Here is a 24796-nt window from a genome sequence, read left to right on the forward strand (position 1 = left end):
GGAGAACTCTCCGAAGAAGGGGTAAGCAGTATCCATGAGCTTCCCCACCCGCATCGGCGTCCAACTCCAGCCCCAGCACTCCCCCAACTACGGCCACCTTCGCGACGCCGTCCGGCGCTGCGAGGACATGGGCGTCGACGTCGCCTTCAACTGGGACCACTTCTACCCGCTCTACGGTGACCCGGACGGCGCCCACTACGAGTGTTGGACGATGCTCGGCGCGTGGGCCGAGCAGACCTCGCGCATCGAGATCGGCGCGCTGGTGACCTGTAACTCCTACCGCAATCCCGAGCTGTTGGCCGACATGGCGCGCACCGTCGACAACATCAGCGACGGCCGGCTGATCCTCGGCATCGGGTCGGGCTGGAAGCAACGAGACTACGACGAGTACGGCTACGAGTTCGGCACGGCGGGTAGCCGGCTCGACGACCTTGCGGCCGCCATGCCGCGCATCACCTCACGGCTGGGCAAGCTCAATCCCACACCGGTGCGCGACATTCCGATCCTCATCGGCGGCCAGGGCGAGAAGAAGACGCTGCGCATGGTGGCGCAGTACGCCCACCTGTGGCACGGCTTCACCACCGCCGAGACCTATCCCGACAAGGCCGCCGTGCTCGACAGGCACTGCGCCGACATCGGCCGCGATCCGTCGACCATCGAACGGTCGGCGGGCGTGGAGGCCGGCAAGGGCGAGGACGCGCTGATCGCCGACGCCGAAGCGCTCGTCGGGCTGGGGGTCAGCCTGTTGACCATCGGCGTCAACGGTCCCGACTACGACCTCAGTGCCGCCGATGCCCTGTGCCGTTGGCGCGACAACCGCTGACCCGGGTTACTTCACGTAGGGCTGCAGCAGGGTGCTCCACGCCCGGTTCAACTTGTCGTATTCGCCGGGGCACCGTTCGGCGCGATGTTCGGGCAGCAAGCCCGCCGCCACGACGTCCCCGGTGGCGTCGGGATCGGCGCCGTACGCCCAGCAGACCATGTTGAACATCCGGGCCCGGTCCGGGGTGTGCTCGTCGGAGAGTTGGTCGTCGTCGATCTCACCGCCCTCGCCCGAGCTCATCGCGCCGAACCATCGGGCCGAATCCATGATGGCCTGCACGTCGTCCGGGTCGAACTTGCCGTCGTCGTCGGGCCGCAGCAGCAGGTAGGCCGATGCCTGGTCGGCGACGTCTTCTTCGCGCCCGGTGGCCGGGAGGTCGTAGAGGTCGATCACCATGTGACCGGTCTCGTGATAGAACGACGCCAGCGCCTCGTTCCACGCGCTGGCCTCGGGATCCTCGTCACCGAGCCGGGCGTACAGGTCCAAACTGTTGGCGACGTCCTCGTAGCACAGGGTCATCTCCTGGTCGCTCGGGCTCCAAAAGTCGTTGGGCTCATCGCATTGCGAGCCCTTCAGCGGGATGTCGTAGGGCAGCTTCAAGGACGAGGTGATGTCGTCGGCGAGCTGTGGCAGCAGCTTGCTGTCCTCCATGAACTTGCGCCCCCGAATGGCGTCCGGCGTGGTGGCGTCTTCGTAGACCACGGTCATCGTGCCGGGCCAGTCGTCGTCCGAGGGGTCCGAGTCCGGGATGCCGTTGCCGTTGACGTCGGTCTGGGTTGGCGTCGGCATGACGGCGGCGTCGGCCGTACTCGCCGGTGCCGACGACGAGCCCGCCGCCTGGCTGCCCTGCCCACAACCGGCCAGGACGGCCGCGACCGCCGCCATTGCCACGCCAGCACGAATGTTGGCTGCCACTTATCAAACCCCCGTCACGACCGGACCGAAACCGCACTCTAGCCCGCCGAAGTAACGTGTGCGTCAATTTAGGGGGGTAGCCAGCGAAAGGGACTCGTCACGAGCAGAAGCCGTGCTGCTGGGTCCGTCCCAAGTAACTTGCTATGGGTGAACCACCACTCGGGCCACGCACGCTTCCGCCTGGCCGCACTTCTGGTCATCGTGCTGATGACGATCGGCCTCGCGCCCCCGGCATCCGCAGACACCGACCAGTGCGCGCCTCCGGGGGCCGAGAGCGCCAGCGCCCTGCCCACCAACCTCGCGTCGGCGGCGAAGGGCCCGGAGGCGGACAAGTACACGACGCCGGGCGTCGAGCCGCTCCCCGTCGACGTCAACGCGCTCGGTCTCGGCACCCCCGGCGTCCTGACCGTCGGCACGCTGTCGGACGCGCCGCCGAGCATCTGCATCGACTCCCAAGGCAAGTTCACGGGTTTCGACAACGAACTGCTGCGCGCCGTCGCCGACAAGCTGGGGCTGAAGGTGAACTTCGTCGGCACCGACTTCTCCGGTCTGCTGGCGCAAGTGGCGGCCCGCCGTTTCGACGTGGGCTCGTCGTCGATCACCACCACCGACGCCCGGCGCCAGACCGTCGGCTTCACCAACGGCTACGACTTCGGCTACTTCTCGCTGGTGGTCCCGCCGGGCTCGCCGATCAAGGGCTTCTCGCAATTGGCTGCGGGACAACGCATCGGCGTGGTCCAGGGCACCGTGCAGGAGGCCTATGTCGTCGACACCCTCGGACTGGATCCGGTCAAGTTCCCCGACTACAACACCGTCTACGGCAGTTTGAAGACCCGCCAGATCGACGCCTGGGTGGCGCCGTCGCAGCAAGCGGTCGGCACGGTCCAAGCGGGCGATCCCGCCCAGATCGTCGAGAACACCTTCAGCCTGGACAACTTCGTCGCCTACGCGGTGGCCAAGGAGAACAAGCCGTTGATCGACGCCCTCAACGCCGGCCTCGACGCCGTGATCGCCGACGGCACGTGGTCGACGTTGTACTCCAACTGGGTGCCCCGCGCCCTGCCCCCCGGTTGGAAGCCCGGCTCCAAGGCGGTACCAACACCGCAGCTACCCGACTTCAACGCCATCGCCGCCAAACAGGCTCCCGCCGCGGACAATTCCGGCGTCGCACCCAAATCGGTTGGCCAACAGCTCAAGGACTCCTTCCTCGACTGGGAGCTGTACAAGGGGGCGATCCCCGACCTCTTCAAGACCGGCCTGCCCAACACCCTGATCCTGACGGTCTGCGCCGCCATCATCGGCCTGATCCTCGGCATGGGGCTCGCGGTGGCCGGCATCTCCAAGGCCCGCTGGCTGAGATGGCCTGCGCGCGTGTACACCGACGTGTTCCGCGGCCTCCCAGAAGTGGTGATCATCCTGATCATCGGCTTGGGCGTCGGACCGATCGTCGGCGGGCTGACCGGCAACAACCCCTACCCGCTTGGCATCGCGGCGCTCGGGCTGATGGCGGCGGCCTACATCGGCGAGATTCTGCGCTCGGGCATCCAGAGCGTCGAGGCCGGGCAGCTAGAAGCCTCGCGTGCGCTGGGCTTCAGCTATTCGTCGTCGATGCGGTTGGTCATCGTGCCCCAAGGCATTCGACGCGTGCTGCCCGCCCTGGTCAACCAGTTCATCTCGCTGCTGAAGGCCTCATCGCTGGTGTACTTCCTTGGCCTCATCGCCAGCCAGCGCGAACTGTTCCAGGTGGGCCGCGACCTCAACGCCCAGACCGGCAACCTGTCGCCTCTGGTCGCGGCCGGAATCTTCTACCTCGCCCTGACCATCCCGTTGACCCACCTGGTCAACTACATCGACGCACGGCTGCGACGCGGGAAGCTCGTCGCCGACTCCGAAGACCCGACCAGTCCGGCCAACCCCGCCTCGACCCAGGAGATGGTGTGAGCGCCACCGTGAAGTTCGAACCAGTATCGCTGGAAGCCAAGGACATTCATCTGTCATTCGGCGCCAACTCCGTCCTGCGCGGAGTCGACCTCGACGTGCCCGCCGGCACCACCACCGCGGTGATCGGGCCCTCGGGCTCGGGCAAGTCCACCTTGCTGCGGGCGTTGAACCGGCTACACGAACCCGACCGCGGCGACATCCTCCTCGACGGTCGGTCGGTGCTCAAGGACAACCCCGACGAGTTGCGGCAACGCATCGGGATGGTGTTCCAGCAGTTCAACCTGTTCCCCCACCGCACCGTGCTCGACAACGTGACGCTCGCACCCCGGCGACTCAAGCGCCTCGACGCCGACGCCGCACGCGAACTCGGGCTGACGCACCTGGAACGAGTCGGGTTGCGGCACAAGGCCGATGTCCGCCCCGCGACCCTGTCCGGCGGGCAACAGCAGCGTGTCGCCATCGCCCGCGCCTTGGCGATGACGCCCCAGGTGATGTTCTTCGACGAGGCGACCTCGGCGCTCGACCCCGAGTTGGTCAAGGGCGTCCTCGCGCTCATCGCCGAACTCGGTGAGGACGGCATGACGATGGTGGTCGTCACCCACGAAATGGGCTTCGCCCGGTCCGCCGCCGACGCCGTGGTGTTCATGGACCACGGCAAGGTGGTCGAGACCGGAACGCCCGAACGAATCTTCTCCGACGCAGAGACCGACCGGCTGCGTCAATTCCTGTCGCAGGTGCTGTAGCGATGGGGGGTCAGTTGAACCAATCGACGCATGTCGAGCGGTTAGCACGGCCAGAGCGGTTAGACTAGCGAATTATGGTAGAGACCGAACCGCAGGTCACTGAGCTGGCCGGAGAGCTGCAGCAGGTGCTCTCCAAGCTCTTCTCCGTCCTGCGTCGGGGTGACTCCAACCGAAACATGCCCGAGGGTGGTGCCGACCTGACCCTGGCGCAGCTGTCGATCTTGCTGACGCTGCTCGATCTCGGTCCGATCCGGATGACCGAACTCGCCGCCCACGAACGCGTCCGCACCCCGACGACCACGGTCGCCATCCGGCGCCTAGAGAAGCTCGGGCTGGTCAAACGATCCCGCGACCCATCCGATCTGCGCGCCGTCCTCGTCGACGTCACGCCGCGCGGCCTGGTCCAACATCGGGAGGCGTTGGCGACGCGTCGCGCCCAGATCGCCGGCATGCTGACCCGCCTCAGCGTCGAGGAACGCCAAACGCTCGCCAATGCCCTTGCGCCCCTTGCCCGGTTGGCCGAGCAGAGCGACTAGCTCTCCCGCGTCACCCGAGCCAGTCCAGCACCGCCGCGGCGGTCCACGACTGCTGCATGCTGCCCAACGGTTCGCCGGTGAAGGGTTCGTAGTACTCGGCGAAGGTACCGTCGCTGGCCTGGCGCAACCCTTCACGCCTCAGGTTCGACGAACGCTCGGCCCAACCACGGCGGGCGAAGCACCACGAGAACAACCACGTCAGGACCGGCCAGACCGGGCCGCGCCAATATTCCCGCGCCCGAAAGTCGGGCGACACCGGCGACGTCGACGGGATCAGGGAGTACTTCAGATCTGGATGCCCGCAGAAGCGCGGACCTTCGAGCCGTCTCAGCAGCGTCCGCTCGCGGTCGTGCGACAGGCCGCCACACAGTAGCGGCGAGAACTGGGCCACCGTCTCGGTGGCGATCCACTTCTTCGCGCGAAGATCGTAATCCCTTGCCCCGCCGGTACGTTCGTCGGTGGAGTCGACGACGCCGCGGCGGAAGCGCTCCGCCCAGGCGTACAGGTCGCGGACGTCGGAGTGCGGACGCTTGTAGTCCTCTCCGATCTCGGCGAGCACCGTGCAGGCCACCGAGAGGATCGCCGAGACGAAGACGTCCTCGACGGCGAAGCTCATCACCTTCGGCAGCAGCTCGTCGTCGTAGTTGACCGACTTCATCTGCTCGACCAACCACATGTAGCGGTCGTACTCCAGGTCCGACGGTCGCTGCGTCGCGTCGGTGACGATCGCGTTGTCCTCACGCGTGTACGGCGGCATCGGACCCGGAGTCACGTTGGCGTAGGCCGCATCCCAGCGCGGCGAGTTGTCCATCCCGGACTCCCACCCGTGATACACCGTCACCCGGCCGCGGGTGTCGGGGTCGCGGGCCTCGGCCAACCACCGGTGCCACCGCACCAGATCGCTCCACCGGCGGTCCAGGAAGGCCTCGGCAACGGCGCGCGTGGAGCGGCCCCTGGTGCGGGCGTTGTCGAGGATGCGCTGCACCGCGATCGCGTGCACCGGCGGCTGAGTGATGCCTGAGGTCTGCCTGCCCAGTGGCGCGTTGACCGCCAGCGCCGAGGTCGCCCACCGCGCAGGACCGGGGAAGTAGCCGTCGACCCCGTTGGCGAAGACGATGTGCGGAATCATGCCGTTCTTCCACTGAGCCGACAGCAGGGTGTCGAGCTCGACGACGGCGCGCTCGACACTCAGCGGGGCCAGGCCGATCGACACGAAGGCCGCATCCCAGCTCCACATGTGCGGGTACAGCAGCGGTGCGGCGGTGGTCATCACGCCGAGGTCATTGCCACGCAGCAAGTAGGCGGCGCGGGCCGAAAGCTGCGTGGGCGCGAAGTTCGAATCCGGTGGCATCGGGTCAATCATGCGACGCCGACGGCGGGCGCGCAGGTCGGTAGGGTGACCGCGTGCGTTCTGCGATGATCACGGGTGCCTCGGGCGGGCTGGGTTCGGCCATCGCCGACGCGCTGGCCCCCACCCACACCCTGCTTCTCGCGGGTCGCCCGTCCGACCGCCTCGACGCGGTCGCCGAGCGCCTCGGCGCTCCGACCTGGCCACTCGACCTCGCCGACCCCGATTCCATCGAATCGGCCGCCGAGGTGCTGACCGATCTGGACGTCCTGATCCACAACGCCGGTGTCGCGTATCCCGGCCGGGTCGACGAATCCAGCGCCGACCAGTGGCGCGCGACCTTCGAGGTCAACGTCGTCGGCGCCGTGGCGTTGACGCTGGCCCTGCTTCCGGCACTGCGCAGCGCGGGCGGGCAGGTCGTCTTCGTCAACTCCGGTGCCGGCATCAAGGCCTCACCAGGCCTGGCGTCCTACTCGGCGAGCAAGTTCGCACTGCGGTCGTTCGCCGATTCGCTGCGCGCCGACGAGCCGTCCCTGCGCGTCACCTCCGTGCATCCGGGGCGCATCGACACCGAGATGCAGCGCGACCTGATCGCCTACGAGGAGCGCGACTACGTACCAGAGCAATTCCTCTCACCCCAGACGGTGGCCGCCGTGATTGCCCAAGCGGTCAATGCGCCTGCCGACGCGCACGTCCACGAGATCGTGGTCCGGCCCCGATGACCACCCCGTTCGAGGTACACGAGGCGTCCATCGCCGACCTGCGCGCCGCCATGGACACGGGCACGGTGACGGCCGTCGGGCTGCTCGAGTCATACCTGGCCCGCATCGCGGCCTTCGACGGAGAGCTCAACGCCGTCGTCGTGCCCAACCCGCACGCCCGCGCCGAGGCCGAGGCGTCCGACGCCCGCCGACGCGACGGCCACACCCATGGCCCTCTCGACGGCATCCCGTACACGATCAAGGACAGCTACCAGGCGCGCGGCTTGACCGTTGCCGCGGGCAGCCCGGCGTTCGCAAGCCTGGTGGCACAGCGCGATTCGTTCGTCGTCGAGCGTTTCCGCGGTGCCGGCGCCGTCCTCATCGGGTTGACCAACATGCCGCCGATGGCCAACGGCGGCATGCAGCGCGGCGTCTACGGCAGGGCCGAAAGCCCTTACAACGCCGACTATCTCACCGCGCCCTTCGCGTCAGGCTCGTCCAACGGGTCGGGCACCGCGACCGCGGCGTCGTTCTGCGCCTTCGGAATCGGTGAGGAGACCTGGTCATCGGGGCGCGGGCCGGCGTCGAACAACGCCCTGTGCGCCTACACCCCGTCGCGCGGCGTCATCTCCACCCGCGGCGGCTGGCCGCTGGTGCCCACCATGGACGTCGTCGTGCCCCACACCCGGTCGATCGCCGACCTGCTGGAGGTGCTCGACGTCCTCGTCGCCGAGGACCCGGATGCACGCGGCGACTTCTGGCGGCTGCAGCCGTGGGTGTCGTTGCCGCGCGTCGACGAGATTCGCCCACCGTCCTACCCGGCGCTGGCGGCTGCTCCGGACACGTTGGCGGGCAGGCGGTTTGGCGTGCCGCGGATGTACGTCAACGCCGATGCGGACGCCGGCGTCGGCGCCACCGGGATCGGCGGGCCCACCGGTCGGCGCATCGACACCCGGCCGTCGGTGCTCGACCTGTTCGACGCGGTCCGGCGCGACCTGCTCGCCGCGGGCGCCGAGGTGGTCGACGTCGACTTCCCGGTCGTCAGCAACTACGAGGGTGACCGTTCCGGCGCCCCGACCATCGCGACCCGCGGCTTGGTCAGCCCCGACTACCTGCGGCGCGAAATCGTCGACCTGTGCGCCTGGGCGTGGGACGACTTCCTCGCCGCCAACGGCGATCCCACGCTCAACCGCCTGGCCGACGTCGACGGCAGCCTCGTCTTCCCGCACCCACCTGGCGCGCTGCCCGACCGGTACGACGGCTTCGACGACGACATCGCGGAGTATCCGGCGTTCATCCGCGACAACCCCGTCGACTCGTTCCTCGGCATCCCGACCATCCCAGAAGGAGTCCACGCGCTGGAGCAGACGCGGCGGGTCGACCTCGAGGAGTGGATGGACGGCCTGGGCCTGGACGCCGTCATCTTCCCGGCCGTCGCCGACGTCGGGCCCGCCAACATGGACGTCAACCCGGCCTCGGCCGATCTCGGGTGGCGCAACGGCGTATGGGTGGCCAACGGCAACTTGGCAATTCGTCACCTCGGCATCCCGACGGTGACAATGCCGATGGGCACGATGGCCGACATCGGCATGCCGGTGGGGCTCACCTTCGCCGGCCGGGCCCACGACGACGTCGCGCTGCTGCGTTACGCCTCGGCGACCGAGGCCACCGGCCAGCGGCGCACCCCGCCACCGCGCACTCCCCCACTCCCCGCGTGATTTCGGCGCGTTCAGCCGCGGTGAGCGCGGATTAGCGCGCCGAAATCGCCGGGGAGGGCCTAGATGACGACGTTGACCATCTTTCCCGCCACCACGATGACCTTCTTCGGCGTGGCACCGGCCATGAACGCGACGACCTTCTCGTCGGCGAGCGCGGCCGCCTCCACGGCGTCGGCGGCGGCGTCGGCGGCTACGGTGATCCGGCCCCGGACCTTCCCGTTGACCTGCACCGGGTACTCGACGGTGTCCTCCACCAGGTAGGCCGGATCGGCCGTCGGGAAGGGACCGTGGGCCAGCGGTGCGTCGTGACCCAGCCGGCGCCACAACTCCTCGGCCAAGTGCGGCGCCAACGGCGCGACCATCAACACCAGGGGCTCGATCGCGGCGCGCGCCGTGACGTCGGACTTGGTGAGGTGGTTCGTGTACTCGATGAGCTTGGCTGCCGCGGTGTTGTTGCGAAGTGCCGCATAGTCTTCGGCGACTCCGGCGATGGTCTTGTTCAGCAGCCGCAGGGTCGCCTCGCCCAGCTTCTCGTGGTCGGCGACACGCTCGGCGCCGGTGTTCTCGTCGACCACGACGCGCCACACCCGCTGCAGGAACCGGTAGGCACCGACGACGTCCTTGGTCGCCCACGGCCGCGACGCCTCCAGTGGTCCCATCGACATCTCGTAGACGCGCAGGGTGTCGGCCCCGTACTCCTCGCAGATCTCGTCGGGCGACACCGAGTTCTTCAAGCTCTTGCCGATCTTGCCGAACTCGCGGTTGACCTGGGAGTCCTGGTACCAGAACGTGCCATCGCGCTCCACGACCTCGGCCGCGGGCACGTAGGACCCGCGCGAATCGGTGTAGGCGTACGCCTGGATGTAGCCCTGGTTGACGAGCCGACGGTACGGCTCGCGGGAGCTCACGTGGCCGAGGTCGTAGAGCACCTTGTGCCAGAACCGGGAGTACAGCAGGTGCAGCACCGCGTGCTCGACGCCGCCGACGTACAGGTCGACGCCGCCGGGGTCCGACGGGCCGTGCTCGGCCGGCCGCGGGCCCATCCAATAGGCCTCGTTCTCCTTGGCGCAGAACGTTTCCGAGTTGTGCGGGTCGGCATACCGCAGCTCGTACCAGGAGCTGCCCGCCCACTGCGGCATGACGTTGGTGTCGCGGGTGTACGGCTGAAGTCCGTCACCGAGATCCAGGTCGACGTTCACCCATTCGGTGGCCTTGCCAAGCGGCGGTGACGGTTCACTGTCGGCGTCGTCCGGATCGAACTGCACCGGCGCGTAGTTCGGGATGTCGGGCAGTTCGACCGGCAGCGCCGATTCCGGCAGCCCGTGTGCACGACCGTCGGCGTCGTAAACGATGGGAAACGGTTCGCCCCAATACCGTTGGCGAGCGAACAGCCAGTCCCGCAGCTTGTATTCGATCCGCGCGCGGCCGCGGCCGTCGGCCTCCAAGCGCGCGAGCACGGCCTCCTTGGCCGAGGCGACGCTGAGCCCGTCGAGGTAGTCGGAGTTCACCAACACGCCGTCGCCGTTGTAGGCAGCCTGGCTGACGTCGCCGCCGTCGATGACTTCCTTGACCGGGAGTCCAAACGCGGTCGCGAACTCCCAGTCGCGCTGGTCGTGGCCGGGCACCGCCATGATCGCGCCGGTGCCGTAGCCGGCCAGCACGTAGTCGGCGATGAACACCGGAACACGTTGTCCGTCAACCGGATTGGTGGCATAGGCGCCGGTGAACACACCGGTCTTGGACTTGTTCTCCTGGCGCTCCAGATCGGTCTTCGCCGCCACGGTCGCTCGGTAGGCGGCCACGGCCTCGGCCGGCGTCGCCGCCCCGAACGTCCACCGCTCGTCGGTGCCATCGGGCCACTCCGTACCGACGAGCGCGTCGACCAAACCATGCTCGGGCGCCAACACCAGGTAGGTGGCGCCGAACAGCGTGTCGGGACGGGTGGTGAACACCTCGACGTCACCGGCGTCGGTGGCGAACTGCACCTCGGCGCCGGTCGACCGACCGATCCAGTTGCGCTGCATGGCCTTGACCTTGTCCGGCCAATCCAGGTCGTCGAGGTCGTCGAGCAGTCGGTCCGAATACGCGGTGATGCGCATCATCCACTGCCGCAACCGCTTTCGGAACACCGGGAAGTTGCCGCGGTCGCTGCGGCCGTCGGAGGTGACCTCTTCGTTGGCCAAGACGGTGCCCAACCCCGGGCACCAGTTCACGACCGAGTCCGCCCGATAGACCAGCCGGTAGGCGTCGACGACGTCCGCCCGCTCGCCCGCCGACATCGTCGACCAGTCCCCGCCGCCGTCGGGAACCCTGGCCCCCGATTCGAACTCGGCGATCAGCTCGCTGATCGGCCGGGCCCGATTGGCTGCCTCGTCGAACCACGAGTCGAAGATCTGCAGGAAGATCCACTGCGTCCACTTGTAGAAGTCGGTGTCGGTGGTGGAGAAGCTTCGCCGCGCGTCGTGGCCGAGCCCGAGCCGGCCGAGCTGACGACGGAAGTTGACGATGTTGGCCTCGGTGCGGGTCCTCGGATGCGTGCCCGTCTGCACCGCGTACTGCTCGGCAGGCAGGCCGAACGCGTCGAAGCCCAACGCATGCAACACGTTACGACCGGTCATCCGGAAGTAGCGGGCGTAGACGTCGGTGGCGATGTACCCGAGCGGATGCCCGACGTGCAGGCCCTCCCCCGACGGGTAGGGGAACATGTCCTGGACGAACATCTTGTCCGCGGGCACGGGCGACCCGTCGGCGGGCGCGAGCGATCCCACCGGGTTGGGGACGTGGAACGTACCCAGCCGAGCCCACGTCTCCTGCCACGTACGTTCGATGTCGCCCGCCAGCTTCGCGTCGTAGCGGTGCTGCGGGGTGCTCGAGGCGTCCAAGCCGCCTTCCCCTTCATTCACGTGAACAGGGTAGTCAACGGCGTGCTCGGAGCCCCAATCCCCGGTCTCGCCGCCGCGGCTAGGTATCGGTTCCGTTGCAGAGGGGTCTTCGCATGGTTGCAGCTCGTCCCAGCACTGGTTACGAGCGGCGGGGCGTGGATACAGTCGGCGCCTGGCCTGGGCTCACCGGGTCAGGAAGCTCGTGTGATCCGGAAGGACCGACGTTTAGATGTTCGAAAATGCCCGTCGTTGGGGACTTCTGGTAGGCGGTTTCGCAGCTGGCACGGCATGCGTCCTCGGCCTCGCCGGTCCCATTGCCTCTGCCGAGCCGACCCTGCCCCTGCCCGCGGTTCCGGCACCCGCCACCGTCACGCAGACTGTCACCGTGCAGGCCGGCGCCCCCGCCGCCGCCGGACCCAACCAACTGATCGCGTCACCCGCGGCCCCGGCCGCACCCGCCGTCCCGGCCGTCGTCCCCGCCACCTCGGGAACCCTCGCCGACTTCTTCAAGGAGAAGAACGTCGCGATGGAGCCGCAGAAGGCCGCCGACTTCAAGGCGCTGACCATCGTGCTGCCGATGCCAACGGGGTGGAGCCAGGTACCCGACCCCAACGTCCCCGACGCCTTCGCCGTGATTGCCGACCGGGTCGGCGGGGACGGGCTGTACACCTCGAACGCCGCAGTGCAGGTCTACAAGCTGGTCGGCGACTTCGATCCTCGGGAGGCCATCAGCCACGGCCTGATCGACACCCAGCAGCTCCCGGCCTTCCGCGCCACCGACGGGTCCCTCGCCGAGTTCGGCGGCATGCCGTCGGCCCTGATCGAAGGCACGTACCGGCAGAACAACCTGACGCTGAACACCTCGCGCCGCCACGTGATCGCGACCTCGGGCCCCGACAGGTACCTGGTGTCGCTCGCGGTCACCACCAGCGCCCAGGTTTCGGTGGCCGCCGGGTCGGCCACCGACGCCATCGTCAACGGATACCGCGTCGGGTCACCGGACACGCCACCCCCGGCGCCGGCCGCGCCGGTCGCCGTTCCCGCAGCTCCCGCGGCCCCCGCGGCGCCGGCAGTGGTACCCGTCGCCGCCCAACCGCTCGGGCTGCCCCGCTAGCGGTTACCTCTCGGGTCGCCGGGCCTCGTATTGTGGGGCCCATGTTGATCGCCGCCGTGCTGTGCCTCTGCGCCGCCGCAGCGACCGCGGCGATGGGCCTGTGGTCGGCGAGGCGACCCCACGCCACCGACCAGGTCGCCCAAGTCCTGCGGGCCGTGGTGCCGACCCAACTGGCCGCGGCGGTAATGCTGGCCGCCGGCGGCGTCGTCGCCCTCGCCGCCCCGCCCCACGCCGGGGTGCTGGCACTGGTGGTCTGCATCGTCGGTGCGGTGGGCACCGTGGCAGCGGGGTGCTACCAGAGCGCGAAGTCCGTCGCCCTGCGCGAGGCCGTTCGGGAAGCCCAGTCGTCGGACGCCGGCTGCGCAGGCGCCTGCGCGTCGTGCACCCTGTCCTGCCACTGAGCCGAGGTCAGTTGCGGCTGACGTCGATCGGGTGGGTCGCCAGCAGCGACAGCGGCATCGGCTGGCGGCGAAGCACCCGCGACCACAGGTCGACCTTCGGCTCGACGAGGACGTCGGACGGCAACGCCGACAACACGATCCAGTCGTCGCGTTCGATCTCGCCCTCCAGCTGACCGATCGTCCAACCGGAGTATCCGGCGTAGATCCGCACGCCCTCGACCGCGGGAGCGATCGAGTCGGGGTCGGCGTCCAGGTCGACCATCACGATGCGGCCCTGCACGTGCCGCAAGCCAGGCACGTCGGTGGGTTGTACGCCGGCGCGCAGCGTCGCCAGACACAGCGCGGCGTCCCGCTTGACGGGACCGCCGACGAACATCGTCTTCGGCTTGGTGGCGAGTTTTGTCCACTGCGGCAGCACGTTGAACACGGCCGTCTCGCTGGGGCGGTTGAGCACGACGCCGAGGGTTCCGCTGTCGTTGTGCTCGACGACGTAGATCACGCTGCGACGGAACGTCGGTTCCATGAGATCGGTGTTGGCGATGAGCAGCGTTCCGGCGCGGACTCGATGCGTCGCCGGAGCGAAGTGGTCCTCCGGGTCCTCTGACTGCGCCACCCACCCATCATGTCACCAGCGTGCGCCGATGGTGGCGATCGGGCGCGGCCGTGCCGGGTTGTTTCGGGAATCGCCTCGCCAACCTTTGTAGGGTGGTTGGACGCCACTCGGCGCACCGAACATCCCACCGACATCGGACGGCAATTGACCACGCCTCACGACCGCTTCGCCCTGTGGCGGGCGGTGCGAGCGCTCACCGAGTTCCGCAGGCTTCTGGAGTTGCGTGCGGTCAGCTCGTTCGGTGACGGCCTGTTCCAGGGCGGGTTGGTCGGCGCGCTGCTGTTCGACCCGGAACGGGCCGCCAATCCGTGGGAGATCGCCGGATCGTTTGCGGCACTGTTCCTGCCCTACTCGTTGCTCGGCCCGTTCGCAGGCGCCCTGCTCGACCGGTGGGATCGACGCCGGGTGTTGATCGGCGCCAACCTCGCCCGCGTGCTGTTCATCATCACGGTGGCGTTCCTGCTGGCGTTCCACGCGGGGGCGCCGTGGATCCTGCTGGGCGCCTTGGTGGTCAACGGCTTCACGCGGTTCGTCACCTCGGGACTGTCCGCCGCATTGCCGCACGTCGTGCCGCGGGAGCAGGTGCTGACCATGAACTCGGTCGCCACCGCCGTCAGCGCGGCGTCGTTGTTCTTCGGCGCGATCTTCATGCTGGTGCCGCGGTGGGCGTTCGGGGTGGGCGACAGCGGTTCGTCGGCCGCCCTGTTCATGGCCTCGGTGCCCGTGGCGGTGGCGTGGATCCTGTCCCTGCGATTCGCCCCCCACGTCCTCGGCCCCGACGACTCGGCGCGCGCGGTGCACGGCTCGGTGGCCTACGCCGTGGCCACGGGGTGGGGTTACGGCTTGCGGACGGCGGTCGGTGTGCCCAGCGTGGCGGGCACTCTGTCCGGCGTTGTCGCCCACCGAATGGTGTTCGGCATCAACACGCTGCTGGTGCTGGTCACCGTGCGGCACACCGGCTCGGTGAACGTCGCGGGCCTCGGCGTCGCCGTGCTGTTCGCGGCCTCCACCGGGATGGGGTCGTTCCTGGCCAACTTCCTCACCCCCGTCGTCGTGCGCCGGTGGAGCAGGTACAAGACCGTCAACCTCGCCCTGTTGGCGGCGGCGGCGATCCAGCTCGCGGCGGTCGGCCTCGACCTGCCGATCATGATGGCGTGCGGCTTCCTGCTCGGTGTCGCCGGCCAGGTGGTCAAGCTGTGCGCGGACTCGGCGATGCAACTCGACGTCGACGACGCCTTGCGGGGTCACGTCTTCACCGTTCAGGACGCGCTGTTCTGGGTGGCGTTCGTGGGGTCGATCACGCTCTCGGCCGCGATGATTCCCGTCGACGGGCACTCCCCCGCCCTGGTCGTCTTCGGCGCGGTGGTCTACCTGCTCGGGTTGGCCGCGCACGCCGCAATCCGCAGGGGCGCAACGGCGTCGGACTAAGGTGACGCCATGGCCGGAGCCGAGGGCATAGTGACCGACCTGCAGGCCGAGAGCGACTCGCTCGACGACCTCGTCGCAGGGCTCGACGACTGGCGAATCGCCACCCCCGCTCCGGGGTGGACCGTCGCCCACCAGATCGCCCATCTGTGGTGGACCGACCGCGTGTCACTGCTCGCGGTCACCGACGAACCCGCCTTCGCCGCCGTCCTTGCCGAGGCCGCGACCAACCCGACCGGCTTCGTCGACGACGGCGCCGAGCAGCTGGCGACCACCCCGCCCGCCGAGATGCTCGCCGGCTGGCGCCACACCCGTTCGCTCCTGCACGACGAACTCCGCCGGGTGGCCGACGGCAGGAAGCTGCCCTGGTTCGGCCCGCCGATGAGTGCGGCATCGATGGCCACGGCTCGGCTGATGGAGACCTGGGCGCACGGTCTCGACGTCGCCGACGCGCTCGGGGTGACCAGACCGGCGACCGCCCGGCTACGGTCGATCGCCCACATCGGGGTGCGCACCAGGGACTTCGCATTCACTGTGCACCGGCTGCCCGTCCCAACCGAGCCGTTCGGAGTCGAGTTGGCGGCGCCGGACGGGTCGACGTGGTCGTGGGGGCCCGCCGACGCCGCCCAGCGCGTCACCGGGTCGGCCGAGGACTTCTGCATGCTGGTGACGCAGCGCCGCCCGCGCGCGGACCTCGACGTCGTCGCGGTCGGTGACGACGCGGCCACCTGGTTGACGATCGCGCAGGCGTTCGCGGGCCCACCGGGGGCCGGTCGGGAGCGGTAGCTACAGCTCGCTTGCCGCGTCCGCAGCGCCGTCCCCGTCCGAATCGGAGAGTTTCACGTCCCACCGGCCGTCCGCGTCGACGTCGACGTACGCCTCGTCACCGACCAGGACGCGGTCCGCAAGACCGTCCCTGTCCACGTCGAGCACCCTGTCGTCGACCTGGCCGTCGCCGTCGAAGTCCACCAGCGGGCCACCCGTCAGCTCAACGCCGTCGAGACCCAACCAGCGGATCTGCCCACCGACCGCCCACGTGCCCGAGCCGTCGTCGGTGAACGACGCCTCGGGGTGGCCGTCGTCGTCGAGGTCGAGCAGCAGGTGATCGGCCGTCCCGTCCCCGTCGGAGTCGGTCAACGCGTCGTCGAGGCGGCCGTCGCCGTCGAAGTCCAGCCCGATCGCGTCGAAGATTCCGTCGTCGTCGGAGTCGACGTTCAATTCGGCCGACCAGATCGTCGCCGACCCGTCACCATCCCCCAGGCAGTAGTCCATGACTACTTGGACGCGGGCCTACTGCTGCGCGTTCCACCACGTCCGAAGTTCGTCGACCGCCTCGTCGTGCTCGAGCGGCCCACGCTCCATCCGCAGCTCCTTGAGGTACTTCCACGCCTTGCCCACCTGCGGGCCCGCGGGAATGTCGAGGATGCGCATGATCTCGTTGCCGTCGAGATCGGGCCGGACCCGTTGCAGATCCTCCTTCGCAGCCAGCTCGGCGATGCGGTTCTCCAGGTCGCCGTAGCTGGCCTGCAACCGCGCGGCACGGCGCTTGTTGCGGGTCGTGCAGTCGGCCCGCACCAGCTTGTGCAGCCGTTCGAGCAGCGGCCCCGCGTCGGTGACGTACCGGCGGACAGCGGAGTCGGTCCACTTGCCGTCGCCGTACCCGTGGAACCGCAGGTGTAGGTACACCAGCTGCGACACGTCGTCGACCATCTGCTTGGAGTACTTCAGCGCCCGCATGCGCTTGCGGGTCAGCTTCGCGCCGACCACCTCGTGGTGGTGGAAGCTGACGCCGCCGTCGCCCTCGTGCTTGCGGGTAGCCGGCTTGCCGACGTCATGCAGCAGCGCCGCCCACCGCAACACCAGATCGCGCTCGCCAGAATTCTCCAGATCGATGGCCTGCTGCAACACCGTCAGCGAATGTTGGTAGACGTCCTTGTGCTGGTGATGCTCGTCGATGGCCATCCGCATGCCACCCACCTCGGGAAGCACCACCTCGCCGAGGCCGGTCTGCACCACCAGGTCGACGCCGGACACCGGGTCGGCGCCCAACATCATCTTGTCCAACTCGGCCGCGACCCGTTCGACGGTGATGCGCCCCAGCTCGTCGGCCATCCGCGCCATCGCCTCGCGCACCCGGGGCGCGACGTCGAAGCCGAGCTGCGAGACGAACCGCGCCGCCCTCAACATCCGCAGCGGGTCGTCGCCGAAGGACACCTCCGGGGTCGACGGCGTGTCGAGTACCCGGTCCCGAATCGCGGCCAATCCGCCTAGTGGATCGTGGAATTCACCAAGTCCGGCCGGGGTGATGCGCACCGCCATCGCGTTGACGGTGAAGTCGCGGCGCACCAGGTCGTCGTCAAGGGAGTCACCAAAGCGGACCTCCGGGTTCCGCGTCACGCGGTCGTACGCATCGGCGCGGAAGGTGGTGATCTCGAGCCGATCAGCGCCCTTGCCGACGCCGACGGTGCCGAATTCGATGCCGGTGTCCCACAGACCGTCGGCCCACCGCCGGACCACCTGCTGCATCTGTTCAGGGCGGGCGTCGGTGGTGAAGTCGAGGTCGTTCAGCGGACGCCCCAGGAGCGCGTCCCGCACGCTGCCGCCGACGAGGTACAGCTCGTGGCCGGCGTCAGCGAACAACTGGCCCAGCTCTCGGAGCATCGGTGTGCGCCGCTGCAGCGCCTTGGCCGCGGTCAACAACTCGTCGGTCGTGGAGGGATCTTTCGGCACGTTCGATGAGCCTAGTGGGCGCTACGGGTGCGTAACGACCCGGCGACAAGCCGACCACGACGGCGAGTGGTAAGGGACGGATACCCCGCGGCAGCTACTATCGCTTGGGTGTCGGAGGGCGAACGAGCCAAACCACGACGGCGCCGAGGGCGGCGCCGCGGCCGACGCTCTGCAGGTCCGCCGGAGGCCGCCACTTCCGACACCGCGAACCCGCCTACCGCACCGCTTCCCGGCCCCGTTCCCGGCCACCAGGTCGACTCCCCAGCACAGACCCCGTCGAAGAGATCGGGCCGACGCACCCCCGAGCGACTGCGGACAGTGCACGAAACCTCGGCGGGCGGGCTCGTCATCGACGGCATCGACGGCCCGGCGGACGGCCAGGTCGCCGCTCTCATCGGCCGCGTCGACCGGCGCGGACGCATGCTGTGGTCCCTGCCCAAGGGGCACATCGAGCAAGGTGAGACCGCAGAACAGACCGCCATCCGGGAGGTCGCCGAGGAAACCGGAATCCAGGGCAGCGTGCTGGCCGCGCTGGGCAGCATCGACTACTGGTTCGTGACCGAGGGTCGGCGCGTCCACAAGACCGTGCACCATTACCTCATGCGATTCCTCGACGGCGAGCTCTCCGACGAGGACGTCGAAGTGACCGAGGTCGCCTGGGTTCCCCTGACCGATCTCCCGTCGCGGCTGGCCTACGCCGACGAACGCAAACTCGCCGAAGTGGCCGGTCAACTGATCGCAAAACTGCAGGCCGACGGCCCAGGCTCGCTGCCGCCGCTGCCGCCCAGCTCGCCGCGTCGCCGCCCCCAGACGCACTCCCACACCCGCAACCGTCGGCCCGACGACACACCGCAACCCGGCCGGCGGGCGAACGGCTGCGGCCAAGGACCATGACGCGCGCGGCGGCTTGGATCGCCGGATTCCGCTTGCTGGCCGTGGTCGCTCTGGTGACGTTGATCGTCGTACCCGCCGTGGCGCCACGCGCCGCAGCGGGCGAACCCGGAGATCGGCCCTTCCTCGAATTGCACATCGACGCCATCACCCCGGACTCGATCACCACCACCAGCGACCCCATCGTCACGGTGTCGGGCACTGTCACCAACGTCGGTGACCGCCCGGTCCGCGACATCATGGTGCGTCTCGAGCACGCCGCGGCCGTCGCGTCGTCCGCAGCCCTTCGCACCGATCTGACCGGCGGCGTCGACCAGTACCAACCCGTCGCCGACTTCGTCACCGTCGCACCGGAACTCGCACAGGGTCAGCACGTGCCGTTCACGCTCTCCTATCCGGTGCGTTCCGCGGAACTGCCGTCACTGCAGATCGACCAGCCCGGCATCTACCCCGCCCTCGTCAACGTGAACGGAACGCCCGACTACGGCGCACCCGCCCGCCTCGACGACGCCCGTTTCCTGCTGCCCGTGCTCGGCGTCCCCGCCGATCCGTCGCAGCTCGACGAATCCCCGTCCGCCGTCGTCCCGCCCGACACCTCGAGGCCGGTCCGCATCACGATGCTGTGGCCGCTCGCCGACAAGCCGCGACTGGCCGCGGGCGTACCCGGCGGCACCACCCCGGTCCGGCTGGTCGACGACGAACTCGCGACGTCCCTCGCCGCGGGCGGACGCCTCGACACGCTGCTGTCGGCCGCCGACTTCGCCACCAGCCCGCCCGTCGACCCGGCCGGCCAGACCCGCAGCGCGCTGTGCCTTGCCGTCGACCCGGACCTGTTGGTCACCGTCAACGCGATGACCCTGGGTTACGTCGTCAACGACGACCCGGTGGGCGGCGTCAACTCGCCGACGCACCCCGGCACCGGCCAGGAAGCCGCCGCGAGCTGGCTCGGCAGGCTCAGGGCGCTGGCCCAACGTTCATGCGTGACACCGACGGTGTACGCCCAAGCCGACCTCGGCGCGTTGGCCCGCGTCGGCAATCCCGAGCTGTCCACCATCGCCGTCAAGGGAGCCGGCGACATCGTCGACCAGATCCTCGGCGTCGCGTCGACCCGCGGCGCGACCCTCGTCGGGGACGGACCTCTGACCGGAGCCGCCGTCCGACTTCTGTCGGCCCAGGGACCGACCGTGGCGATCGCGGCGGGCGACGTCACCCCGCGCCGGTACGACACGAACGTGGTGGAGGCGCCCTTCGACCCCGCCGTCGGAGCGGCGCTCGCCGGTGCGGGCACCATGCCGGTGACGCCGTCCTACTTGGACGCGGCCCTCGGCGTGCCGCTGGCGCACGACTCCCCCATCGCCCGCCGGGAGGACGCCATCGCGGCCGTGCTGTGGCGCGCATTGCGGCCGCAGAGCGAGCCCCGTACCGAAATCCTCGTCCCGCCGATGGCGTGGAACCTGCCTCCCGAGGAGGCGCAGGCGATCCTGACGACGCTCGCCTCGTCGATCCGTTCCGGTTTGGCCGTTCCGCGGCCGCTGGCCACCGTGGTCGCCGAGGCCAACGTCCTCCCTCCTTCGGCCATCGCGCCGCTCCCGCAGGACGCCCTCGGCAATCCCCGCGCTCACGTCGACCAGGGCGTGACGGACGGCATCGCCAACGCAACGCTCCGGCTGGGCGGACTGACCGCCGCGTTGACCGTCGACCCACGAACCGGGCTGACCGGCACGCAATACACCGCCCCGCTCCGAGAGGACCTCCTGCGGGCGCTCAGCCAGTCCGTGCCGCCGGACGCCCGCAACGGGCTCGCCTCCCAACGCGTCGGCGTCGTCGACGACACCGTCGGTGACCTGCTGCGGGCGGTCACCATCGTCAACCCCGGCGGTTCCTACACACTCGCGACCGAACGCAGCCCGTTGCCGTTGGCGCTGCGCAACGACCTGCCCGTCCCCATCAAGGTGCGGCTCGACGTCGACGCCCCACCGGGGATGACGGTCGACGACATGGGCGAGATCGAGCTCCCGCCGGGCTTCCTGCCGCTGCGCGTGCCAATCGAGGTGCACTTCACCCAGCGCGTCGCCGTCGACGTATCCCTGCAGACCACCGACGGTCTCCCACTTGGCGAACCGGTTCGCCTCTCGGTGCACTCCAACGCGTACGGCAAGGTGCTGTTCTTCATCACGCTGTCCGCGGGAGCGATCCTCGTCCTGCTCGCCGGCCGACGCCTCTGGCATAGATTCCGTGGGCAACCCGACCGGGCCGACCTCGACCGCCCCAAGCGGCGCGACGGTGACGGCAAGCCGGATCCGCTCGACGTGGCGCTAGCCCACGCTCCCGACGAGGATCGGCGCCACCGATGAGCGCTTGCGCGAAGAGCAGGAACCAATGAGCACCACTAGGCCGCCGGGGCCCGCACCGAGACCCCCGCAGGCGCCGCGACGCATCCCGCAGGGGCCTGCGCCGCGCCGTCGCGCCGGCAGACCCGAACTGACCGACGCCGCGGTGGTCTCACGGTCGTGGGGCATGGCGCTGGCCACGCTGATCAGTCGCATCACCGGCTTCATCCGCATCGTGCTGTTGGCGACGATCCTCGGCGGGTCGCTGCTGAGCGCCTTCTCGGTGTCCAACCAGCTGCCCAACCTGATCGCCGCGCTAGTGCTCGAGGCGACGTTCACCGCAATCTTCGTGCCGGTACTGGCCCGCGCCGAGCGTGACGACGCCGACGGCGGCACCGCGTTCGTCCGACGGCTCCTGACGCTGTCGACGGCCTTGCTGCTCGTCGCGACGATCGTGTCGGTGGTGGCCGCTCCGCTGCTGGTCCGGCTGATGCTCGGCGGCGATCCGAAGGTCGACCGCGAGCTGACCACCGCGTTCGCGTATCTGTTGTTGCCGCAGATCATCTTCTACGGGCTGTCCTCGGTGTTCATGGCAATCCTGAACACCCGCAACGTGTTCGGGCCACCGGCGTGGGCACCCGTCCTCAACAACGTGGTGGCGATCGGCACGCTCGGCGTGTTCGTCGCGGTGCCGGGTGAACTGTCGCTCGACCCCGTCGCGATGGGCACCGCCAAGCTTCTGGTCCTTGGCATCGGCACCACCCTCGGCGTCGTATCGCAGACCGCTGTCCTGTTCGTCGCCATTCGGCGGGAGCGGGTCAGCCTGCGCCCGCTGTGGGGTCTCGACGACCGGCTCAAGAAGTTCGGCGGGATGGCCGCCGCGATGGTGCTCTACGTCCTGATCAGTCAGGCCGGCCTGGTCGTCGGCAACCAGATCGCCAGCACCGCGGCGGCGTCCGGGCCCGCCGTCTACAACTACGCGTGGCTGGTCCTGCAGCTTCCGTTCGGCATCATCGGCGTGACGGTGCTGACCGTCGTGATGCCGCGGCTGTCCCGCAACGCCGCCGCCGACGACCAGCCCGCCGTGCTCGCCGACATCAACTTCGCGACGCGCCTCACCATGCTGACGCTCATCCCCGTCGTCGCCTTCATGACGGTCGCCGGCCCGGCCATCGGCAGCGCGCTGTTCGCCTACGGGAGGTTCAGCGACGCCGACGCCGGCAGCATGGGCCACGCGATCGCGCTGTCGTCGTTCACCCTGCTCCCCTACGCGATGGTGCTGCTGCAGACGCGCGTCTTCTACGCCAGGGAGCAACCGTGGACGCCGATCGTGCTGGTCGTGGTGATCACCGCCGTCAAGATCATCGCCTCGCTGGCGGCGCCGCACCTCACCGACGACCCCGAGCTCGTCGCCGGCTACCTCGGGTTTGCGAACGGCCTCGGCTTCCTGGCCGGCGCCATCGTCGGTCACGTCATGTTGCGGGCCAATCTCAAGCCGCCGGGCGGCAGGATGATCAACCTCGACGTCGTGCGGACGGTCCTCGTCACCGTGGCGGGGTCCCTGGCGGCCGGCCTGATCGGGCACCTCGCCGACCGGCTGCTGGGTCTCGGGGCGTTGACCGAGAACCACGGTGGCGGCGGCTCCCTCCTGCGGCTGACCATCCTCGGGCTGATCATGTTGCCAGTCATCGCCGCGGTCTTGCTCGCGGCCAAGGTGCCCGACGCGCAGGCCGCAGCGGGTGCGATTCGACGGCGACTGGGCCGCGGAGCAGCTACGACGCCGGTGACACCGCCGCCGAGGATTCCCGGCCCACCGCGACCGGGTATGCCCCTCCCGTACGCTGATCACAGCAGTTCATCTCCGTTGCGGCCGCGTCAATATGGGCCGGCGCCGAGGTGGGACGGCGAACCTCCGGCAGGAGTTGTCGGAGACGGGCTTCGGAGAGGACAAGCGGTGAGCGACGACCCGGCGGGCGGTTCAACGCCCGACGCAGGCTCGACCACTCGCATTCCCCGTCAGAGCGCCGACGACTTCCAACCGGACGTCCCGGCCGAGTCCCATCTGCCGCCCTCGGGGCGGCCGCCCGCTGATTACGGCGGCGACCCGACGAGAGAGCCGGTGTCGGCAGGCATGCCGAACGAACCGGCCATCGAGGCGGCCACCGGCGACGACGACATCCACCTGATCCCCGGCGCCACGATCGCCTCCGGGCGCTACCGCCTGCTGGTGTTCCATGGCGGCCCCCCGCAGCTTCAGTTCTGGCATGCGATGGACACCGCCCTTGACCGCCAGGTGGCGCTGACGTTCGTCGACCCCGACGCCGTCCTGCCCGACGACGAGCTGTCGGAGATCTTGTCCCGCACCCAGCGACTGAGCTCGCTCGACGCTCCCGGCGTCGCACGAGTCCTCGACGTCTCCAGGACCGGTTCCGGCGGTCTCGTCGTCTCGGAGTGGATTCGCGGAGGTTCGCTCGCCGAGGTCGCCGAGACGTCCCCGTCGGCGATTGGCGGCGCTCGCGCCGTTCAGTCCCTGGCCGCGGCGGCCGAGGCTGCGCACCGTTCCGGGGTCGCCCTGTCCGTCGACCATCCCGGCCGGGTCCGGGTCAGCATCGACGGCGACGTCGTGCTGGCGTTCCCCGCCACCCTGCCGTCGGCGACGCCGGAGGACGACATCCGCGGCATCGGCGCGGTGCTGTACGCCCTGCTGGTCAACCGGTGGCCAATCCCCGGTTCGACCGAGCGCGGTGGCATGGAGGCCGCCGACCTCGACGCCGCGGGCGAACCGGTCGAGCCCCGCACGGTGGATCGCGACATCCCGTTCCAGATCTCTGCGGCCGCCGTGCGCGCGGTGCAGGAGAACGGCGGCATCCGATCCGCACCGACGTTGCTCAACCTGTTGCAACAGGCCACCGCCGTTGCCGATCGCACCGAGTTGATCGCACCGATCAACGAAGCGGAAGCTGCCGGGACTCGACACCGCGACGCCGGCGACGACGATCCGGAGGCCAAGTCCCGACGCAAGAAGGGCGTGTTGATCGGTGCCGCCGTGGCGGGCTCGATCCTGGTGGTCGCCCTCATCGTGCTGGCAACGGTGTTGCGCGGTGTGTTCAGCGACGTCGGCGGCCCGTTGGACAAGGACGAGCTTGGACTCAACACCCCGTCGACCAGCACCACCAGCGATCCGAGCGCCGGTAGCGTGAAACCCGTTCGCGCGACGGTGTTCTCGCCGGGTGGCGAGGCCGACAACCCCGCCGACGCCGGCAAGGCGATCGACGGCAGCACCACGTCGGCGTGGCAGACCGACACCTACAGCGACGCGGTGCCGTTCCCCAACTTCAAGAACGGCGTCGGGCTGATGCTGCAGTTGCCACAGCCGACCGCAATCGGGTCCGTGTCGATCGACCTGAACAGCACCGGTACCTCGATTCAGATCCGGTCGTCTCAATCGGCCACCCCGGCGACGCTCGACGACACGACCGAGCTGAGCCCTCCCACTCCGATGAAGACGGGGTCGAACACGATCACCGTCACCGACCCGCAGCCCGTCTCGAATGTGCTGGTGTGGATCACCACGCTCGGCTCGGTGAACGGCAAGAGCGAGTCCGCACTGTCGAACATCACGCTCAAGCCCGCTTCCTGACGAGTTGTCCCCAGGTCCCGGCGGCCGGCTGCGGTCGTCGTCTCC

19 protein-coding genes are annotated in these 24796 nt (G+C 69.3%); 13 read left to right on the forward strand and 6 right to left on the reverse strand.

What is annotated here, in order from left to right; translation table 11 throughout:
* Nucleotides 1-34 precede the first annotated feature (34 nt).
* Nucleotides 35-823, forward strand: a complete 789-nt coding sequence (locus tag B1790_RS06520) for an LLM class F420-dependent oxidoreductase (protein WP_079922404.1) — start codon at nucleotides 35-37, stop codon at nucleotides 821-823.
* Between the two features lie 6 nt (nucleotides 824-829).
* On the opposite strand, the gene B1790_RS06525 is transcribed toward B1790_RS06520, so the two are convergent.
* Nucleotides 830-1708, reverse strand: coding sequence for a DUF4344 domain-containing metallopeptidase (locus tag B1790_RS06525; protein ID WP_079922405.1), 879 nt, complete (start codon nucleotides 1706-1708; stop codon nucleotides 830-832).
* Between the two features lie 237 nt (nucleotides 1709-1945).
* Here B1790_RS06525 and B1790_RS06530 point away from each other — a divergent pair, with 237 nt between their 5' ends.
* The 3 genes from B1790_RS06530 (at nucleotide 1946) to B1790_RS06540 (ending at nucleotide 4958) form a co-directional block, all read left to right on the forward strand.
* Nucleotides 1946-3679 (forward strand): ABC transporter substrate-binding protein/permease, encoded by a 1734-nt coding sequence (locus B1790_RS06530; protein WP_079922450.1) that lies wholly within the window; start codon nucleotides 1946-1948, stop codon nucleotides 3677-3679.
* Nucleotides 3676-4422 carry an amino acid ABC transporter ATP-binding protein gene (locus tag B1790_RS06535; protein WP_304528827.1) on the forward strand — a complete coding sequence of 249 codons (747 nt, stop codon included), beginning with the start codon at nucleotides 3676-3678 and terminating at the stop codon, nucleotides 4420-4422. The genes B1790_RS06530 and B1790_RS06535 overlap by 4 nt, the downstream gene beginning before the upstream one ends.
* Nucleotides 4423-4496: 74 nt before the next feature.
* A complete protein-coding gene (locus B1790_RS06540; protein WP_079922406.1) occupies nucleotides 4497-4958 on the forward strand; it encodes a MarR family winged helix-turn-helix transcriptional regulator in 462 nt (153 codons plus the stop codon).
* A gap of 10 nt (nucleotides 4959-4968) precedes the next feature.
* Here B1790_RS06540 and B1790_RS06545 read toward each other — a convergent pair whose 3' ends face one another.
* A complete protein-coding gene (locus B1790_RS06545; RefSeq protein ID WP_079922407.1) occupies nucleotides 4969-6309 on the reverse strand; it encodes an amylo-alpha-1,6-glucosidase in 1341 nt (446 codons plus the stop codon).
* A 53-nt stretch (nucleotides 6310-6362) separates the two neighbouring features.
* Between B1790_RS06545 and B1790_RS06550 the strand changes: the two genes are divergently transcribed.
* Nucleotides 6363-7028, forward strand: coding sequence for an SDR family oxidoreductase (locus tag B1790_RS06550; protein WP_079922408.1), 666 nt, complete (start codon nucleotides 6363-6365; stop codon nucleotides 7026-7028).
* Nucleotides 7025-8725 (forward strand): amidase, encoded by a 1701-nt coding sequence (locus tag B1790_RS06555; protein WP_079922409.1) that lies wholly within the window; start codon nucleotides 7025-7027, stop codon nucleotides 8723-8725. The genes B1790_RS06550 and B1790_RS06555 overlap by 4 nt, the downstream gene beginning before the upstream one ends.
* Before the next feature lie 59 nt (nucleotides 8726-8784).
* Here B1790_RS06555 and leuS read toward each other — a convergent pair whose 3' ends face one another.
* On the reverse strand, nucleotides 8785-11628 hold the full coding sequence (gene leuS / locus B1790_RS06560; RefSeq protein WP_079922410.1) for a leucine--tRNA ligase: 2844 nt from the start codon (nucleotides 11626-11628) through the stop codon (nucleotides 8785-8787).
* A gap of 208 nt (nucleotides 11629-11836) precedes the next feature.
* On the opposite strand from leuS, the gene B1790_RS06565 reads away from it, so the two are divergent.
* Both B1790_RS06565 and B1790_RS06570 read left to right on the forward strand, forming a co-directional pair.
* Complete coding sequence (locus tag B1790_RS06565; protein WP_079922411.1) at nucleotides 11837-12721, forward strand: LpqN/LpqT family lipoprotein; 885 nt, start codon at nucleotides 11837-11839, stop codon at nucleotides 12719-12721.
* Nucleotides 12722-12762: 41 nt separating this feature from the next.
* The gene (locus tag B1790_RS06570; RefSeq protein ID WP_079922412.1) at nucleotides 12763-13122 is read left to right on the forward strand and encodes a hypothetical protein; all 360 of its coding nucleotides are present in this window, start codon (nucleotides 12763-12765) and stop codon (nucleotides 13120-13122) included.
* A 7-nt stretch (nucleotides 13123-13129) separates the two neighbouring features.
* Here the strand turns inward: B1790_RS06570 and B1790_RS06575 are convergent, their stop codons facing one another.
* Entirely contained in the window at nucleotides 13130-13735 is a 606-nt protein-coding gene (locus tag B1790_RS06575; RefSeq protein WP_079922413.1) for a YqgE/AlgH family protein, read from the reverse strand.
* 144 nt (nucleotides 13736-13879) lie between these two features.
* On the opposite strand from B1790_RS06575, the gene B1790_RS06580 reads away from it, so the two are divergent.
* A complete protein-coding gene (locus B1790_RS06580; protein ID WP_233164968.1) occupies nucleotides 13880-15163 on the forward strand; it encodes an MFS transporter in 1284 nt (427 codons plus the stop codon).
* Nucleotides 15164-15172: 9 nt separating this feature from the next.
* A complete protein-coding gene (locus tag B1790_RS06585; protein WP_079922415.1) occupies nucleotides 15173-15946 on the forward strand; it encodes a TIGR03084 family metal-binding protein in 774 nt (257 codons plus the stop codon).
* On the opposite strand, the gene B1790_RS06590 is transcribed toward B1790_RS06585, so the two are convergent.
* Nucleotides 15947-16432 (reverse strand): pullulanase, encoded by a 486-nt coding sequence (locus B1790_RS06590; protein WP_079922416.1) that lies wholly within the window; start codon nucleotides 16430-16432, stop codon nucleotides 15947-15949. It abuts the gene before it with no gap.
* Between the two features lie 18 nt (nucleotides 16433-16450).
* Nucleotides 16451-17890: a CCA tRNA nucleotidyltransferase gene (locus B1790_RS06595; protein WP_079922417.1), complete on the reverse strand. Its 1440-nt coding sequence runs from the start codon at nucleotides 17888-17890 to the stop codon at nucleotides 16451-16453.
* Nucleotides 17891-17998: 108 nt separating this feature from the next.
* On the opposite strand from B1790_RS06595, the gene B1790_RS06600 reads away from it, so the two are divergent.
* Genes B1790_RS06600 through murJ form a run of 3 tightly spaced genes read left to right on the forward strand, consistent with a single transcriptional unit; the run spans nucleotide 17999 to nucleotide 24751 of the window.
* Nucleotides 17999-18784 (forward strand): NUDIX hydrolase, encoded by a 786-nt coding sequence (locus B1790_RS06600; RefSeq protein WP_079922418.1) that lies wholly within the window; start codon nucleotides 17999-18001, stop codon nucleotides 18782-18784.
* Nucleotides 18781-21135, forward strand: coding sequence for a DUF6049 family protein (locus B1790_RS06605; RefSeq protein ID WP_079922419.1), 2355 nt, complete (start codon nucleotides 18781-18783; stop codon nucleotides 21133-21135). The genes B1790_RS06600 and B1790_RS06605 overlap by 4 nt, the downstream gene beginning before the upstream one ends.
* Nucleotides 21136-21160: 25 nt before the next feature.
* On the forward strand, nucleotides 21161-24751 hold the full coding sequence (gene murJ, locus B1790_RS06610) for a murein biosynthesis integral membrane protein MurJ (protein ID WP_079922420.1): 3591 nt from the start codon (nucleotides 21161-21163) through the stop codon (nucleotides 24749-24751).
* Nucleotides 24752-24796: the final 45 nt, after the last annotated feature.

Source organism: Mycobacterium sp. AT1 (genome assembly GCF_002043095.1).
Classification (GTDB): Bacteria; Actinomycetota; Actinomycetes; order Mycobacteriales; family Mycobacteriaceae; genus Mycobacterium.